A 15,167-nucleotide genomic window follows, 5' to 3' on the forward strand; every position below is an offset into this window, starting at 1 on the left:
CACCGCTTCTCAGGGCTACAATCCCCATAGCGCCAGACCGACCCGCAGCTTCGCTCAATCCGGCTTGCAATGAGGTCAGACAATCCGTCGGCTCGCTCCGTTGCGCCGACGGACCTCACAGAAGCCTCCAGATTCCCCTTGCGGTGAGTTCATGATTCATTGCGGTTGAAAGGAAACCGCGATGGGCAAGCCGCTACCGCTTGAGTTGCGTCGGCGTGTTGTTGCGTATGTGGATGAGGGACATGGGCATCGCGAGGCTGCGCGCCATTTCCGCGTTTCGCCTCGCTTTGTGAACAACCTGATCAGGCTGCGCAGGCAGACCGGTTCGCTTGAAGCGCGTCGGCAGGGCCATGTAGGTGGCGGCAAGCTCGAGCCGCATGTGGAGTTTGTCCGCTCGCGGTTGGCCGAGACCGGCGAACTGACGCTGGACGAGCTTTGCGTCGAACTGGAGGGGCGTGGGGTGAGCGTGCACCGCTCCAATGTCGGGCGGCTGCTCAACCGCCTGGGGCTCAGTCATAAAAAAAACTCTACAGGCCAGCGAACAGCAGCGGGCCGACGTGCGCCAGGCGCGTGAGATGTGGATGGGGCGGCGAAAGCGCTTCTTCAACAAGGCCTTGGCACGGCTGGTGTTCATCGATGAGACGTCGACCAATACCAAGCTGACCAAACGCACTGGCTGGGCGCCGAAGGGCGAGCGGTTCAGGACGCATGCGCCCTTTGGCAAATGGCAGACGCAGACCTTCATCGCCGGACTGCGATGCCACGGTCTTGTCGCACCGTGGATCGTCAACGCGCCGATGAATGCCGCTATCTTCGAACGATACGTCGAAACCCAACTCGCTCCCCAGCTATCGCCCGGCGACGTCGTCGTTCTCGACAATGTCGGCTTCCACAAGGGCGAGCGTGCCGCTGAACTGGTCCGCCAAAGAGGCGCTTGGCTTCTGTTCTTGCCGCCATACTCGCCCGACCTCAACCCGATCGAGATGGCCTACTCAAAACTCAAGGCGCTGCTGCGAAAGAAGGCGGCCAGAACCTTCGACGCACTCTGCCAAGCCCTCGGTGACATCTGCCATCTGTTCGAGCCAACCGAATGCAGAAACTTCTTCAAGGCTGCCGGATATGAGGCCGATTAATCGCGACACGCTTTAGGCGCATGGCTGATTTCGTCCTTACCCGTGCATACTCCGCAGTCTGGATCCGTATAGTTCCACGGCAGTCGTCGGACGAATTTGTCGCCTATGCCACCTTCGCGCTGGAGCCGACACGGGTTACCCAGGGAACGAAGGTCTCGATTGGGGCCGCAGAACGAACATGACGTAATCGCGGGAGCGGTGGCCACCTGAGATGTGGCGGCGATGTTCGAGCACCTAGCCGGCTGGCTGTCCCCCGATAGGATGAGGAACGGGCTCACGATTGGCACCGGGCCCAGGCATCGAACGGAGGACAGCCATGGCGCAGTATATCGGTCTCGACGTATCCATGAAAGAGACGGCAATATCGATCCGGCAGGACGGCAAAAGGACCTGGCGGGGCAAGTGCGCATCCGATCCGCAACTGCTCGCGGCGGTGATCCGCAAGCGCGCACCACATGCCCGACGGGTCGTGTTCGAGACGGGGCCGCTTTCGGTCTGGTTCTACCATGCGCTGACGGCAGAGGGCCTGCCAGTGATCTGCATCGACGCGCGGCATGCGAAGGCAGCCCTCGACATGGCCGCGAACAAGACTGATGCGAACGATGCTGATGGCCTGGCACATCTGGCCGAGGTCGGCTTCTACCGGGAGGTTCGGGTCAAAGGTTTCGACAGCATGTTGATCCGCACGCTGATCACCGCGCGGCGCCAGCTTCTCAAGATGCGTTTGCAGATATCCAACCAGATCCGCGGATTGATGAAGACGTTCGGCCTCGTCGTGCCCAAGGGCGCCGGCAGTGTGTTCGAGCGCAACGTTCACGATCTTCTGCAGGGCGAAAAAAGCTGGCGCGCATCGTCGTGCCGATGCTTCGGGCATGGAGTGGTATTCGATACCAGATAGCAGAGCTGAGCAAGCAGCTGGCCGCGATGGCTCGTGAAGACCAGCACTGCCGTCTGCTCATGTCGGTGCCCGGTGTCGGCACCGTCACAGCCACCGCCTTTGCCGCGGCCGTGGAGGATCCGGCGAACTTCAGGAACTCGCGCGTCGTGGGCGCATGGGTGGGCCTGACCCCGAGACGCTACCAATCTGGCGAGGTCGACAATGACGGCCATATCTCGCGCCGTGGCGACAATCAGTTGCGCGCACTGCTATACGAAGCGGCCGCGGTCATCCTGAACCGGTCGACGGATACCAGCACCCTGCGAACCTGGGCGTTGGAGCTCAAAGAACGGCTCGGCTTCAAACGAGCGGCCGTGGCCCTGGCGCGCAAGCTGGCGGTGATCATGCATGCGATGCTTCGGACGGGCGAGCTGTTCAATCCGCACGGAGGAACGCGAGCCGCTGCCTGATACTCCAGTCGCTCACCTGCGGCGATTCCGTCATACCATTCCATAAAACAACGTTCTTACAAGCTGTCCCTGCCGGGACGTGGCTGAGATCATTCCGCGAAGCGGGAAGCAACTGCCTCGTTAAGCAGATTGCGTAACGAACATAGGGAAGATCTCACCTGCGAAACTCATCCTGCGGCGATCATCGCGTCGACCGCGTAGACGACCCTGTACCCGGGCATAGGGACGAACGAACGAGCATCAACGGAAAGGTCGACTACCTTGCACTCACCCCCTTGACGGCAGAGCGATTAGACGACCCGCTGCGCGGGAGGGCGCCTGCGGTTGAGGTAGCCATCAAGAACCGGCCGTCGCCCCCGCATTGAGCGGGATTCGGCAGGGGCAGAGCATCACGAGCTTCTTCAACAAGGAGCCTGACCGAACGTCCGCTTCTGGCGCATCGAAGTAATTTATGATTGTCGCGATGCAAGCTGCAAAGTTACGCAATATAATGTCCAATGTCGCCGGACCTGAATCGTTCGTGTCATCTGCGATCAGGCAAATCCGTCCCTATCCGCAGACGCTCCATATAGGCTCCGTAGACAAAGCTGCGGTCACGCTTCTTGCCGGTCGTTTCGACGAGAATGCCAGCTTCAGCCAGCGCTTCGATCGCGCGGGTTGCCGTTGGCTTACTGGTATCAATCATCTTCATAGCGGAGACGACCGTCACGATTGGATGTCGGGGAAGCTGCTCGAATAGCCTCAGTGCCGAGACGGAAGCGGAGTCTGCACTCAACAGCCGGGCTCGGTCCGTGCTGACGAGATTGAACAATTCGCGCGCCGAGGCGACTGCTTCATCAGCAATCGTGGCGACTCCATCCAGAAAGAAGTCTATCCAGCCCTCCCAATCCCCTTCCAGCCGCACACGGTTGAGCCGCCGATAATAGTCGTCGCGGTGACGCTTGAAAAACAGGCTGAGATAGAGAAGCGGAGCGTTCAGGAGTTTCCAATGCTCCAACAGCAGCGCAATCAACAGTCGTCCGATCCGACCGTTGCCGTCGAGATAAGGATGGATGGTTTCGAATTGCACATGCAACAGCCCCGCACGTACTAGCGCGGGCAGTTTCTCGTCAACGTGCATGTACTTCTCAAGCTCGCTGAGCAACTGAGGAAGTTTGTCGGGCACCGGCGGCACATAGGTCGCATTCCCCGGCCGACTTCCTCCGATCCAATTTTGGCTGCGGCGAACCTCCCCAGGCTGCTTGTTCGAACCCCTCACGCCACGCATCAGCCGCTTGTGAGCCTCGTTCAGGAGCCGCATCGAAAGTGGGAGGCCACGCTTCGCTGCCAGTTGGCCACGCGCATAAGCCAGAGCGTCGAGATAGTTCGTGACCTCCTCGACGTCCGCATTGGCTGCGGGATGTTCCTCGGCCTCGAAGGCGAGGAGGTCGACTAGGGACGCCTGGGTGCCTTCGATCTGTGACGAAATCACTGCTTCCTTGCGAACGAAGGCATAGATGAACCAATCGAGTGAGGGCACCATCTCGCCTGCGAGATCGAGCCGAACGAGCGCCTGCTCGGCTTCGCGGAGACGATGTTCGAGCTTGTCGTCGATGACCAGCGCCGGGCGCGCGGGTGGCAGGTCGAAGGGGACAAAGGCATCGACCTTCTCCCCGCCGACAATTACCCGTTCATATCGACCTGTCTTACGCGTTGGCATCGCGCAACCCTACATGAAGAAACGATCTGAAGCGCAAGGCACGGTCGTGTTCCTTGCCTGACGCGCTAGGTACGATTTCTTTACTAACGAAGATCGTTAGTCAAGAGATCGTTCTTAGCAAAAATCGCTGGAAACGGCTTCATCCCTAGGACGCTGCCTGGCAAATTTTGACGGCGCCAAACCAGAAGAACCGGCTATTGGCCCGCTTCTCTCTCAATGCTGCTATCCGCGCCTGAGATTTCGAGTATGAAACTGCTTTCCCGTAAACCCACTCCCCCTTCCTCGAGGAGGCATCCTTTGCCGACTTCTAGAAATCCGTCGGACGCCGGCGTCGTGAGGAGGCTGGTCCAGGAAATCGGGATCAGCGAGGCGCTGGCCTGGAAACTGATTTCACTGCTCGGCGCCGACCGGAGCTCGCTTGTCCGCGAAGCCAAGATGCTGCTGGGCAAGCGGTAGTAGTCAAGGGCGGCTACGCTGAATCCATACACTCCGGAGCTTCGACGAACGATCCAGTCCAGGATTTTCGGATCGACGTGCTTTGATCCCGTGGAGGTGCTTACAAGCTTTGTGGCATATTCCCGCCACTCGGTTTTCGGCATCTTGGTTTGGCGGACCTCATTTCGGAAAACCGACCGGAGGACAGGCCGAATGCTGCCCGAGAATCGCAACCCAGCCATTGGACCGGCTGCAAACCGTGCAGTCGCCAGTCAAGCTCAGTAAATCTCAACCGTGATTCGTCCGCCTCGTCGAGCTTAGCTTAGGACTGGGTGAGCGCTGTGGTCTCAGCCTAGATCTTCTCCTCAAAGGGAGCCAGCTTGCGCCAGTCGAAGCTGACCCCAATGCCTGGTTCATCCGGGGCAACCGCCAGCCCATCTTGCAACCTGAGCGGACGAGCGGTGTACAGGTCGATGTCGAAACTGTGCGCCTCAACCCAACCGGCGTTTGATTGACCCGCGACCAAACTCACATGCAGTTCCTGCATGCCGTGGCTGCACACCGGAATGCCGGCCTTGCGGGAAAGCTCGGCTACCCGCAACCAGCCTGTGATGCCGCCGCAGTTCGAGGCGTCTGGCTGGATATAGGAGAGCTTGGACCAAACGAAGGCATGCTCAAACTCTTCTATGACATGCAGGTTCTCGCCCATCGCCAGTGGCATGCCCGTCGCCTCGGCGATGGCAGCATAGCCCTGGTAATCGTCCGGTATAATAGGCTCCTCGAACCACAGGAGATCGTAGGGCGCGAACGCTTTTGCCGCTTCGACAGCCCTATGAACGTCGAGCGCATAATTGGCGTCCACCATGAAGGGGGTCTCCGGCCCGATGCGCTCACGGATGGCCCTCACTCGGCCGACATCCTCGGCAAGATCATCTTTGCCGACCTTGATCTTCACAGCTTTGAACCCAGCGGCGAGGTAGGAGTCGATGTTCGCCTGCAATTGTTTGAGGGAGAAGTTCAGGTCGATGCCGCCGCGATAAGCCTTGGCGGTCTTGCCGGCGCCGCCGGCCATCCTCCAGAGTGAGCGGCCGATGCGCCTGCCCTGGAGATCCCAAAGTGCTATGTCGAGAGCAGAAATTGCAAACGACGCGATGCCGCCGCGCCCGACGTAATGGATGTGCCATAACATCCCATCGTAGAGGGCTTCGATGTCGGTCGCGTCACGTCCTTTCAGGAACGGCGCCAAGTCGTGCACGATCATTGCGCCGATCGCATGCCCCCCTTTGCCGCCAGTGTAGGTGTAGCCAGTTCCTTCGCTGCCGTCGGCCAGCCTAAGGGTTACGGTCACCAGTTCGAAATGCGTGTGGACGCCATGCTTGGCGTCGGTCATTGCCTCACGCAACGGCACCCGGAAAAGCCGAACCTTTACGTCAGTGATCAATGAATCGCGCATTGCGAGGCTCTCTCGCCGGATCCTTTTTCGTCCTACCATAATTGCATTCTCGCTGGCAAATCGCAACTGAATCAGCGGTTTTTACTCATATGGTCTGATGATATCCAACCAGACCTTGTGCTTTGGTCCGATCTGCGCATTAATGATTGCGTTACGCGGAGGCCAGCTTGTTAAGCACACCGCAGCTTTTTGGAACGCGCACCACCAGCGGCGCTCCTCGCGCCGCAGACGCCATGGTGGCCGGAATTGAAGCGGATATCGCCTCCGGCAAGCTCGGTGACGGCAGCTTCCTGCCGGCCGAACGCGAATTGATGGCCGAGTATGGCGTTGGCCGCGGTGTGGTGCGAGAAGCAGTCGCTCGCCTGGCAAGCCGCGGTCTTATCGAAGCGCGCCCACGCTTTCGGCCGGTGGTGCGCCGGCCGGGGCTGGACGCGGCGCTCGGCGCTCTGGAAGGTGTTGTCGGTCACTTGCTAAGCGCTCAGGCGGGAGTGAAGAACCTCTACGACACCCGGGTCTTTCTTGAAGCCGCTCTTGCGCGCAACGCCGCCGTCCACGCGCGCAAGGACGATGTGGCCACGCTTAGATCAGCGCTCGAGATGAACGAGGCGGCGATACCGGATTCGGCAAAATTCTACGCCACTGACGTAGGATTCCACGCCGTGCTCTATCAGATCACGCGCAACCCGGTCATGCCCGCGGTGCACAAGGCCTTCACTGCATGGCTGTCACCGCATTGGATGCGCATGCCCCGGTCACCCGAGCGCAACCGGGTCAACTTTTTGAGCCACCGCGAAATCTGCATGGCCATCATCGAGAGAGATCCAGATGGCGCCGAGCGGGCGCTGCTCAATCATCTTTCTGCGGCCTGGGAGTATGTCCGTGGCACATTTGAAATGCCCTGAGGGCCGGCGAGAATGACGCAGACCTACGATCATATCGTGGTGGGCGGCGGAGCAGCGGGTTGCGTGGTCGCGGCACGCCTGGTGAGAGCAGGACGGCGAGTCCTGCTTCTCGAAGCTGGGCATTCGCATCACCACCCGCTGCTCGATATGCCGCCAGGCATTTTCAAGATGATCAACGGTTCGAAGTTCATGCGTTATTACCGCACCGAACCGCAGCAGCATCTGGATGGCCGACAACACGAAATCTCGCAAGGCAACGTGCTGGGCGGCGGCACGTCGGTCAACGCCCAGGTCTATATGCGCGGCCGCGTCTCGGACTATGACGAATGGGATGAATTGCTGCGCGGCAACAATGCCGGCATCCGCTGGAACTGGGAGGCTGTGCTGTCCCACTTCAAGGGCATGGAGGGCAACAATCGCCTGAGCGGCGACTTGCATGGCAGCGAAGGACCACTGCTCGTCTCCGACCCCGGTCACATTGACGAGGTTTCGCGTTGGTTCGTGCAAGCTGTGCAGCGGCTCGGACTTCCCTACAATCATGACTTCAACGGACCGTCGCAACGCGGAGTGGGCTTCTATCAGTTCATGAACCGCCGCGGGAAGCGCAGCAGCGCGGCTTATGCCTTCATCGAGCCGCTGGCGAAGGATCCCAGGCTGACGCTGAGGTTGAACTCCGCCGCGAGGCGGTTGGTGATCCAGAACGAGCGCGCAAAGGGTGTAGTCTACACTGACCAATCAGGGACTGAACACCAGGCCTATGCCGACGCCGATGTGATCGTCTCGTCCGGCGCGCTGGTCTCGCCAAAACTCCTGATGTTGTCAGGTATTGGCCCGGCCGACGGACTTGCCAGACATGACATCGCCTGCATCGCCGACCTTGCGGGCGTAGGCCAGAATCTGATCGACCATCCAGAAGTGCCCATCATTGCCACGACGAACGGGCCCTACGGCTACTTTAAGCAGGGTCAGGGTTGGCGGATGATCAAGAACGGCTTGCATTTCAAGCTGTTCGGCGCCGGCACGATCCTGTCGGCGGGGGTCGAGGCTGGAGCTTTTGTCAATCCCGCCGACCCGGATGGCGAACCGACGATCCAGGCGTTTTGCGTGCCACATGTCTACCTGGACCGCGATATCCTCACGCTGGTGGAGAATACCTACGGGCTTACCGTGACGACCGTGGTTGTCAAACCGAAATCCCGTGGCTTCGTGAAGTTGCGCTCGGCAGATCCGAACGACATGCCGGTCGTCTCTCCGCATCTGCTCAAACATCAAGATGACATGCAGGAGATGATCGCCGGCCAGCGGTATTTCCTGAAGGCATTCCACGCCAAGCCTCTAGCCGATCGCATCAAGGCTGTGGCCGTTCCCAGAGAAAACGACCTCAGCGACGAGGCGCTGGAAAAGCACTGCAAGCGCTTCGTCAAGACGAATTACCATCCGGCCGGCACGTGCCGCATGGGTCCGGACAGCGATCGGATGGCCGTCCTGGACGCGGCCATGCGGGTGCGCGGGATAGAGAACCTGCGCGTTGCCGACATGTCAGCCTGCCCGAACATCAACGCCGGCAATACTGCTGCGCCCGCCATGATGCTGGGCGATCGCTGCGCCGACTTTATCTTGGAAGCGGGCGCAGTGACTCAATCGCGGGGCATGCCAGCAAGCGAACTGACCAACCTGCCATAGACGAGGAATATTCAACGTCGTCCAAACGCACAACCAAGGAGGAAAAGCATGATCATCACCCGTCGGAAATTGTTGGTAGGCTCCGCCGTTGGCGTGGCCGCCCTTACGCTTGCGTCGCGCGCCTTCGCGGCGCTCCCGCCGCTTGCCAAGAAAGACAAATATAAGGTCGGCTTCGCCCAGACCGAGAGCAACAATCCATGGCGGCTTGCTGAAACCAAGAGCATGCAGGATGAGGCTGCAAAGCTCGGCCATCAGCTCGTCTATACTGATGCTGCCGGATCCTCGGCCAAGCAGGCTTCCGATGTAAACTCCATGATCGCTCAGGGCGTCGACGCGATTTTCCTGCCTCCCCGCGAGGACAAGCCGTTGGTGCCGGTCATTCTGGCCGCGCGCGATGCCGGGATCCCAGTGTTTCTCATCGACCGCGATGTCGACCACACCATGGCCAAGCCTGGACAGGATTACGTCACCTTCATCGGTTCCGACTTCATCAACGAGGGTAACCGCATCGCCGAGTGGGTGGTAAAGAACGCCAATGGAAAAACGAAAATCATCGAGTTGGAGGGCACCACCGGCTCGTCGCCAGCCAACGACCGAAAGAAGGGGTTTGACGACATCATCGCTAAGCACCCGGAATTCAAGATTGTCGCCTCACAGTCGGGCGACTTCGCTCGCGACAAGGGCCGCCAGGTGGCCGAGACATTGCTACAGGCGCATCCTGAAGCCGATATCATCTATGCCCATAATGACGAGATGGCGCTCGGCGCAATCGCAGCGATCGAGGCGGCCGGCAAGACACCCGGAAAAGATGTGCTTATTGTCTCGATCGACGGCGAAAAAGACGGCGTGCAAGCAATCGTCGACGGCAAGATCGGCGCCATCTGCGGCTGCAGCCCGCTTTTTGGGCCCAAGGCTTTCGCCACGATGGCCGACTATGCCGCCGGGAAGCAGATCCCGCCCTTCATCAAGAACGACGATGACTTCTACGACGGCACGAATGCCAAGGATAAGATCGGTACGGCGTTCTGAGTTATCTGGTCAAAGGTGCCTCCTCGCCTCAGCGGGGAGGCTTTTTTCGGAGCTTTGCCGATGACGCGGCCGCCGGACGGGCCCTCTCCGCTGCTTCTCGACATGCACGACATCCAAAAGCGCTTCGCCGGCATACCCGCGCTGGTGGACGCGTCGCTTTCCGTGCGCTCGGGCGAGGTCCATGCCTTGATAGGCCAGAACGGCGCGGGCAAATCGACGCTGATCAAGGTCTTGACCGGATACCACCGCAGGGACGCGGGGCATGTGCTATTCGAAGGCAAGCCCTTTGAGGTCCACTCGCCCCACCAGGCGCAAGTCAACGGCATCAGCACGATCTATCAGGAGATCAATCTGGTCCCGCTGCGGTCAGTGACGGAGAACATTTGCCTGGGCCGGGAAAGGCGCCGCTATGGTCTGCTCGACTGGAATGCCATGCACGCCGAAGCCGAGCGCCTGCTGAGCCGCTTCTCCGTTGACATCGATGTTCGCCGTCCACTGGGTGAATACAACACGGCAACACAGCAGATGGTGGCGATCGCCCGAGCTATAGGGTTCTCCGCCCGCCTTGTCGTTATGGACGAGCCGACTTCGTCCCTCGACGAACGGGAAGTGGGAGTGCTGTTCAGCGTCATCCGTCAGTTGAAGGCTGAAGGAATGTCCGCCATTTTTGTAAGCCACAAGCTCGATGAGCTTTATGAAGTCTGCGACCAGGTCACAATCATGCGTGACGGCCGCACTGTGCGCAGCGCCGCGATGAAAGAGATCGGCAAACTGGAACTTGTCGCAGCTATGCTTGGCCGCGATGTGGCGGCTGTCGAGGGTCACGCCACAGCCTTCGGCGAGCGCGACCGCTCTAGAATCGGGGATGTGATGTTTTCGGCCCGCGGGCTTAGGGCCGGGCAAGCCGTCCGCAATGTTAGCTTTGACCTCCGGCGCGGCGAGATCGCGGGCTTTGCAGGCCTGCTCGGCGCGGGTCGGACCGAAACCGCACGGCTCGTGTTCGGTGCCGATCGCCCGAGCGCCGGCGAAATGACGATGGAGGGCGTTGTCTACCGCCCCGACCGTCCCGCCGACGCGATCGTCACCGGCCTTGGCTTTTGCACCGAGGACCGCAAGGGCGAAGGTATCGTCCCGGAGATGACTGTGGCAGAAAATCTCACCCTTGCGTTGCTTCCGAAAATCAGTCGCAACGGCGTGCTGGACGAAGCGCGCCAGCGCGAAGTCGTCGAGCGGTTCATCCGTGAGCTCGGCATAAAATGTTCCAGCCCTAATCAGAAGGTGAGAGAACTTTCGGGCGGGAACCAGCAGAAGGTGCTGCTTGCCCGTTGGCTGGCGATGAACCCGAAACTGCTCATACTCGACGAGCCGACAAGGGGAATCGATGTGGGTGCCAAGGGCGAGATCCAGCGTCTGATCCGTGGACTCGCAGACCAGGGCCTCGGCGTGCTCATGATTTCGTCGGAGCTGGAGGAAATCATCGAAGGTGCGGATCGGATATTCGTTCTGCGCGACGGCGTCAGCGTGACCGAGCTGGAAGCAGAAGACGCTAACGAAGAAAAAGTGCTGAGCGCAATGGCGCATGGGGCAAGCGCTTCCTCGGAGGCCGCGCCGTGACCGAACTGCCGAGATCATACGCGGATCGGGATGTTGCCGCGCGCAGCTTCGATCTCCTCGGTTTTTTGACGCGCTACGGAACCCTGATCGCGCTGGTATTGCTGGTTGCTTTCAACCTCGCCTTCACCCGTAATTTCGCGACGATGCAGACGCTGAACGTCAACCTCACTCAAGTCTGCACCATCGTCATCGTAGCCGTCGGAATGACACTCGTCATAGCCACGGGCGGCATCGATCTGTCGGTTGGTTCTCTGATGGCTATTTCGGGCGCTTTGGCACCCATGATCTTCCTGGGCAAGATCCTTCCGATCGGAAGCATCTACCTGGCCGTGGCTGCCGCGATGATCATCTCGGTACTGGTGGCCGGGCTGTTGGGGCTCTTCAATGGCTGGTTGGTCGCCCGCTTCCGAATCCAGCCCATCGTTGCGACACTGGTCCTGTTCATCGCCGGTCGCGGCATTGCTCAGGTGATGACGAACGGGAACCTGCAGACCTTCCGCGTACCTGAATTTCAATGGATTGGCCTTGCCCGACCTTTGGACATCCCAGCGCAAGTCATCATCATGGCTCTCATCGTCGCAGCAGCTGCATGGGCGTTGAAGAAAACGGTGTTCGGGCGATGCATACTGGCGGTCGGCGGTAATGAAAAGGCTTCAGAACTCGCCGGAATTGCCGTCGCCAAGATCAAGCTCGCCGTCTATGGCATTAGCGGTCTTTGCGCCGGGCTGGCCGGGCTTATTGTGATTGCAATCAACTCATCCAGCGACGCGAACCTGGTTGGCCTTGGTATGGAGCTCGATGCCATCGCGGCGGTGGCCGTGGGCGGGACCCTGCTCAGTGGCGGCAAGGCCACCATCGTCGGTACCCTGCTGGGCGCGCTTACCATTCAATTGGTGCGCTACACTCTTTTGGCAAACGGGGTGCCTGACGCTGCTGCCCTGGTGGTCAAGGCAGGGATCATCGCGCTTGCCGTATGGCTGCAGCAGCAGCATCGCGGATAGCCCATGAATCGCGCCCGCCTGGTCCGCATCATTGGCACTTACGGCGTATTGCTTGCGCTGGCTGCGCTCGTTCTGTTCGGGTTCCTGCGTTATGATCGGTTTCTCAGCTTCTACAATGTGATGACTCTCCTGCGCTACAATTCCATGTTTGCGCTGGTGGCGCTTGGGATGTGCTTTGTCATCATGACAGGGGGGATCGATCTGTCCGTGGGCTCCGTTGCCGCCTTGGGCAGCGTAGCCTCGGCATTGGCGAGTCCCTATGGGATCGTGCCGGGTCTCGCCGCGGGAATAGGCGCTGGGCTGGCCGCCGGGCTCATGAATGCGATCCTTGTCACACGCGCCAATCTGATGCCGTTTATAGCCACTCTCGCCACGATGCAGGCCGCCAGTGGCTCAGCCCTTCTGCTTGCGGGCAACCAGACCGTATCGGTGTCCTATGAGTCAGGCTTCACCGCCATCGGCCAGGGTAACTTGTGGACGTTTCCGATCCCCGCAGCAATCGCTGTCGTGGCATATCTCATCGGTTCCCTGGTCTTGAACTACACCGGCACCGGACGCGCAGTTCTGGCGATCGGCGGCGGCGAGGATGCTTCGCGCCTGATGGGACTGCGCACCGATCGCGTGAAGTTTTTGGTCTATCTCGCGAGTGGAGGACTGGCGGGGCTCGCCGGCGTCATCCTTGCCTCGCAGTTCGGAGCGGGACAGCCGATTGAGGGAGTCGGTTGGGAATTGTTCGCCATCGCAGCCGTCGTGGTCGGCGGCACACTGCTCACCGGCGGCTCGGGCTCGGTGGTGACCACGCTCGCCGGCGTGCTCCTGCTCGGCATCCTTTTCAATGTCCTGAACTTTGAGAATGGAATGGGATGGATTTCGCTTTCAGCCTACTGGCAATCAGTGATCCGAGGGCTGTTCCTGCTGGTGGTGGTCTTGCTTCAGGCCCGACTGACACGACGACGTCTGGGCGCGCTCTGATCATCTCGGCCCACTTCCCTCAGGTCTCGCTTTATCGGCTTGGCGACGTGGCGGGCCTCCTCGGCTGGCCGCCTCCTTGCGCACCCACGCCGCCAGGAAATTGCGTATGGTTCGACCGCCGATTTTGAACCCTGGAAGCTTGCAATGGGAATTCGGCCGTCAAGTCCCGCGTCCGCCCAGCCGCCAGCCTCCGATGGGTTAGGAGCGCTGGTTACGCCGGGCTTTGCTCGGTGGGCCATACAGCCTTGGCGCATTCTAGCATCCGGGCCAGGTTGAACTTCGCCGAGATCCTTTCGGCCGCTACATCAAATGCAATAGACAGCTCTAGGTAGGAGCCCCAAGGTGCGCTGGTCAGCGGCTGTGTTATGGGCTCCGCTGATTAAGAGCGACCATCGCACTCTCGCCCCCAACGGGAACAGAGAGATGCAACGGTACCTACCGCCTAATGCCTTTTATCCAGAAGACCTCGACGTGCTGAAGCGCGTGTTTGACGTCCTGTGCCGCGAGCGCGGTTGCCAGCCGGGTTCCCCGGACGCCGAAGCTACCGCCTTGCTACTGGTCAACATGTTCGAGAGCGGCCGGAGAACGGAAGAAGAGCTGCTTGAGGCGGTTCAGACCACGCAAGGCAAGCTAGGCGGTACTGGCTGCGCCCTTCCCGCCGCCTTATGGTGGTCAGCTCGCTTCCTCTGATAGGCAGCCGTCGATTCAGCACCTACGGCGTTCCGCCGATGCGAGCCGCCACAAAATTCCGCAGTTGAGAGATTTCATCAGAAATTTCTTAACCGACTTGTTTCTCGAGAATTGAGTAGCCGTCCTTTACGCGTCGCAAACTCCCGAGACTGGGAGTCTCGCAAGGCGATTTCGGCGGCATTGTGGAGCAACTCACCATACTCGATGATGTTCAAGGCATGAAATCGTCCTCTGGACAGCTGAGAAAGCATGCTCGGCATCAAAGCTGCGGACGTGCTTTCGGTATTCGCACAGCAGATTTACGCGGGGCCGACTCGGACCGAGCCGTGACCTCGACCACGCCAGAAGCTACAATCAGCGTGGCGCCCAGGATCTGGGCTTTGCTGACTGGCTCGGTCGAGAACAGGGCGGCGGAGACAGTCCCAGTCAGGACCTCGGCAAGGAGCAGAATGCCAACCCGCGCAGGCTCCACTCTTTCAGCTGCCCACAGGACTAATAGATTAGGAATGGCAAACATGCACAGCCCGAGGGTCAGCATGAGGGGCATTACATCCACGACAGCTGCAATGTTGGTCGAAAGGTTACCCGTTTGGTACCTGAGGACCATCGCTGCCAGAGTGGTGCCGAGACCCCCGATCGAAAAGGCCAGCATCGTGGATGACACCGGCAGCGACTCCCGGTGAAAGCTCCGCAGTGTACCGAGTGACCAGCAGATGCCCGCCAGCAGGCCCACCCAATCGCCCGTATTGTGTGGGATCGGGATGCCCTGATCGTTCTGGATCACCAACCATAATCCACCAAGTCCGAACGAAAGGGCCGCCGCGCGCCTGGTCGTCAGCCGGCCTTTCCAAAAGGCGATACTGGCCAGCGTGCTCCAAACCGGCGTCATGTAGAAAAGCAGGATGGCCCGAACGACATCCGTCATGGAGAGGCTCAGAGTATAAAGTGCGAAAGCCGTTCCGAGCAGCAATCCAGTGACCAACTGATCCTTGCTTTGTGTAGCCAGCACCGTTCGCCTTAGTGCCCAGGGCAGGATTGTCGCACCGGAGACGGAAAAGAACACCAGATTAACCCAGTCGCCAGAAGCCCCTCGCGCTTCGATCGCTCGCAGCGGGAGCCAGAATAAGCCCCAGATGCTCCCGGAAACCAGCACTCCAAGGCTGGGTAGGAAGGTGGGCTCGCTGTCGGGAAGATTCACGAGATATCACC

At 60.0% G+C, this 15,167-nt stretch carries 13 protein-coding genes and 1 pseudogene; 11 read left to right on the forward strand and 3 right to left on the reverse strand.

Annotated elements, in window-relative coordinates; all coding sequences use genetic code 11:
• The first annotated feature begins 181 nt into the window (after nt 1-181).
• The 3 genes and pseudogenes from P9272_RS33435 (at nt 182) to P9272_RS33445 (ending at nt 2,480) form a co-directional block, all read left to right on the forward strand.
• Nucleotides 182-574, forward strand: coding sequence for a helix-turn-helix domain-containing protein (locus tag P9272_RS33435; RefSeq protein WP_278164334.1), 393 nt, complete (start codon nt 182-184; stop codon nt 572-574).
• 1 nt (nt 575) lies between these two features.
• Complete coding sequence (locus P9272_RS33440) at nt 576-1,133, forward strand: IS630 family transposase (protein WP_278164395.1); 558 nt, start codon at nt 576-578, stop codon at nt 1,131-1,133.
• Between the two features lie 316 nt (nt 1,134-1,449).
• Nucleotides 1,450-2,480: pseudogene (locus P9272_RS33445) on the forward strand (IS110 family transposase).
• Between the two features lie 523 nt (nt 2,481-3,003).
• Here the strand turns inward: P9272_RS33445 and P9272_RS33450 are convergent.
• Nucleotides 3,004-4,179, reverse strand: coding sequence for a Fic family protein (locus tag P9272_RS33450; RefSeq protein ID WP_278164336.1), 1,176 nt, complete (start codon nt 4,177-4,179; stop codon nt 3,004-3,006).
• A 297-nt stretch (nt 4,180-4,476) separates the two neighbouring features.
• On the opposite strand from P9272_RS33450, the gene P9272_RS33455 reads away from it, so the two are divergent.
• Complete coding sequence (locus P9272_RS33455) at nt 4,477-4,635, forward strand: hypothetical protein (protein ID WP_278164338.1); 159 nt, start codon at nt 4,477-4,479, stop codon at nt 4,633-4,635.
• A 331-nt stretch (nt 4,636-4,966) separates the two neighbouring features.
• On the opposite strand, the gene P9272_RS33460 is transcribed toward P9272_RS33455, so the two are convergent.
• Entirely contained in the window at nt 4,967-6,067 is a 1,101-nt protein-coding gene (locus tag P9272_RS33460; RefSeq protein WP_278164340.1) for a mandelate racemase/muconate lactonizing enzyme family protein, read from the reverse strand.
• Between the two features lie 146 nt (nt 6,068-6,213).
• On the opposite strand from P9272_RS33460, the gene P9272_RS33465 reads away from it, so the two are divergent.
• The 7 genes from P9272_RS33465 (at nt 6,214) to P9272_RS33495 (ending at nt 13,958) form a co-directional block, all read left to right on the forward strand.
• Complete coding sequence (locus P9272_RS33465) at nt 6,214-6,969, forward strand: FCD domain-containing protein (RefSeq protein ID WP_278164342.1); 756 nt, start codon at nt 6,214-6,216, stop codon at nt 6,967-6,969.
• Between the two features lie 12 nt (nt 6,970-6,981).
• Nucleotides 6,982-8,652: a GMC family oxidoreductase gene (locus tag P9272_RS33470; RefSeq protein ID WP_278164344.1), complete on the forward strand. Its 1,671-nt coding sequence runs from the start codon at nt 6,982-6,984 to the stop codon at nt 8,650-8,652.
• A 48-nt stretch (nt 8,653-8,700) separates the two neighbouring features.
• Nucleotides 8,701-9,681, forward strand: coding sequence for an ABC transporter substrate-binding protein (locus tag P9272_RS33475; protein ID WP_278164346.1), 981 nt, complete (start codon nt 8,701-8,703; stop codon nt 9,679-9,681).
• A 60-nt stretch (nt 9,682-9,741) separates the two neighbouring features.
• Nucleotides 9,742-11,295 carry a sugar ABC transporter ATP-binding protein gene (locus tag P9272_RS33480; protein ID WP_278164348.1) on the forward strand — a complete coding sequence of 518 codons (1,554 nt, stop codon included), beginning with the start codon at nt 9,742-9,744 and terminating at the stop codon, nt 11,293-11,295.
• Nucleotides 11,296-11,360: 65 nt separating this feature from the next.
• Nucleotides 11,361-12,296: an ABC transporter permease gene (locus tag P9272_RS33485; protein ID WP_278164396.1), complete on the forward strand. Its 936-nt coding sequence runs from the start codon at nt 11,361-11,363 to the stop codon at nt 12,294-12,296.
• Nucleotides 12,297-12,299: 3 nt separating this feature from the next.
• Nucleotides 12,300-13,268 (forward strand): ABC transporter permease, encoded by a 969-nt coding sequence (locus P9272_RS33490; RefSeq protein ID WP_278164350.1) that lies wholly within the window; start codon nt 12,300-12,302, stop codon nt 13,266-13,268.
• 423 nt (nt 13,269-13,691) lie between these two features.
• Complete coding sequence (locus P9272_RS33495) at nt 13,692-13,958, forward strand: hypothetical protein (protein ID WP_278164352.1); 267 nt, start codon at nt 13,692-13,694, stop codon at nt 13,956-13,958.
• Nucleotides 13,959-14,217: 259 nt separating this feature from the next.
• Here the strand turns inward: P9272_RS33495 and P9272_RS33500 are convergent, their stop codons facing one another.
• Nucleotides 14,218-15,156 carry a DMT family transporter gene (locus tag P9272_RS33500; protein ID WP_278164354.1) on the reverse strand — a complete coding sequence of 313 codons (939 nt, stop codon included), beginning with the start codon at nt 15,154-15,156 and terminating at the stop codon, nt 14,218-14,220.
• Nucleotides 15,157-15,167: the final 11 nt, after the last annotated feature.

Source organism: Mesorhizobium sp. WSM4976, assembly GCF_029625685.1.
Taxonomy (GTDB): Bacteria; Pseudomonadota; Alphaproteobacteria; order Rhizobiales; family Rhizobiaceae; genus Mesorhizobium.

What these genes read in the sequence shown, in the direction of transcription:
- P9272_RS33435 (WP_278164334.1), top strand. Translation starts at nt 182, where the DNA reads ATGGGCAAGCCGCTACCGCTTGAGTTGCGTCGGCGTGTTGTTGCGTAT.
- P9272_RS33440 (WP_278164395.1), top strand. Translation starts at nt 576, where the DNA reads ATGTGGATGGGGCGGCGAAAGCGCTTCTTCAACAAGGCCTTGGCACGG.
- P9272_RS33450 (WP_278164336.1), bottom strand. Translation starts at nt 4,179, where the DNA reads ATGCCAACGCGTAAGACAGGTCGATATGAACGGGTAATTGTCGGCGGG.
- P9272_RS33460 (WP_278164340.1), bottom strand. Translation starts at nt 6,067, where the DNA reads ATGCGCGATTCATTGATCACTGACGTAAAGGTTCGGCTTTTCCGGGTG.
- P9272_RS33470 (WP_278164344.1), top strand. Translation starts at nt 6,982, where the DNA reads ATGACGCAGACCTACGATCATATCGTGGTGGGCGGCGGAGCAGCGGGT.
- P9272_RS33475 (WP_278164346.1), top strand. Translation starts at nt 8,701, where the DNA reads ATGATCATCACCCGTCGGAAATTGTTGGTAGGCTCCGCCGTTGGCGTG.
- P9272_RS33480 (WP_278164348.1), top strand. Translation starts at nt 9,742, where the DNA reads ATGACGCGGCCGCCGGACGGGCCCTCTCCGCTGCTTCTCGACATGCAC.
- P9272_RS33490 (WP_278164350.1), top strand. Translation starts at nt 12,300, where the DNA reads ATGAATCGCGCCCGCCTGGTCCGCATCATTGGCACTTACGGCGTATTG.
- P9272_RS33495 (WP_278164352.1), top strand. Translation starts at nt 13,692, where the DNA reads ATGCAACGGTACCTACCGCCTAATGCCTTTTATCCAGAAGACCTCGAC.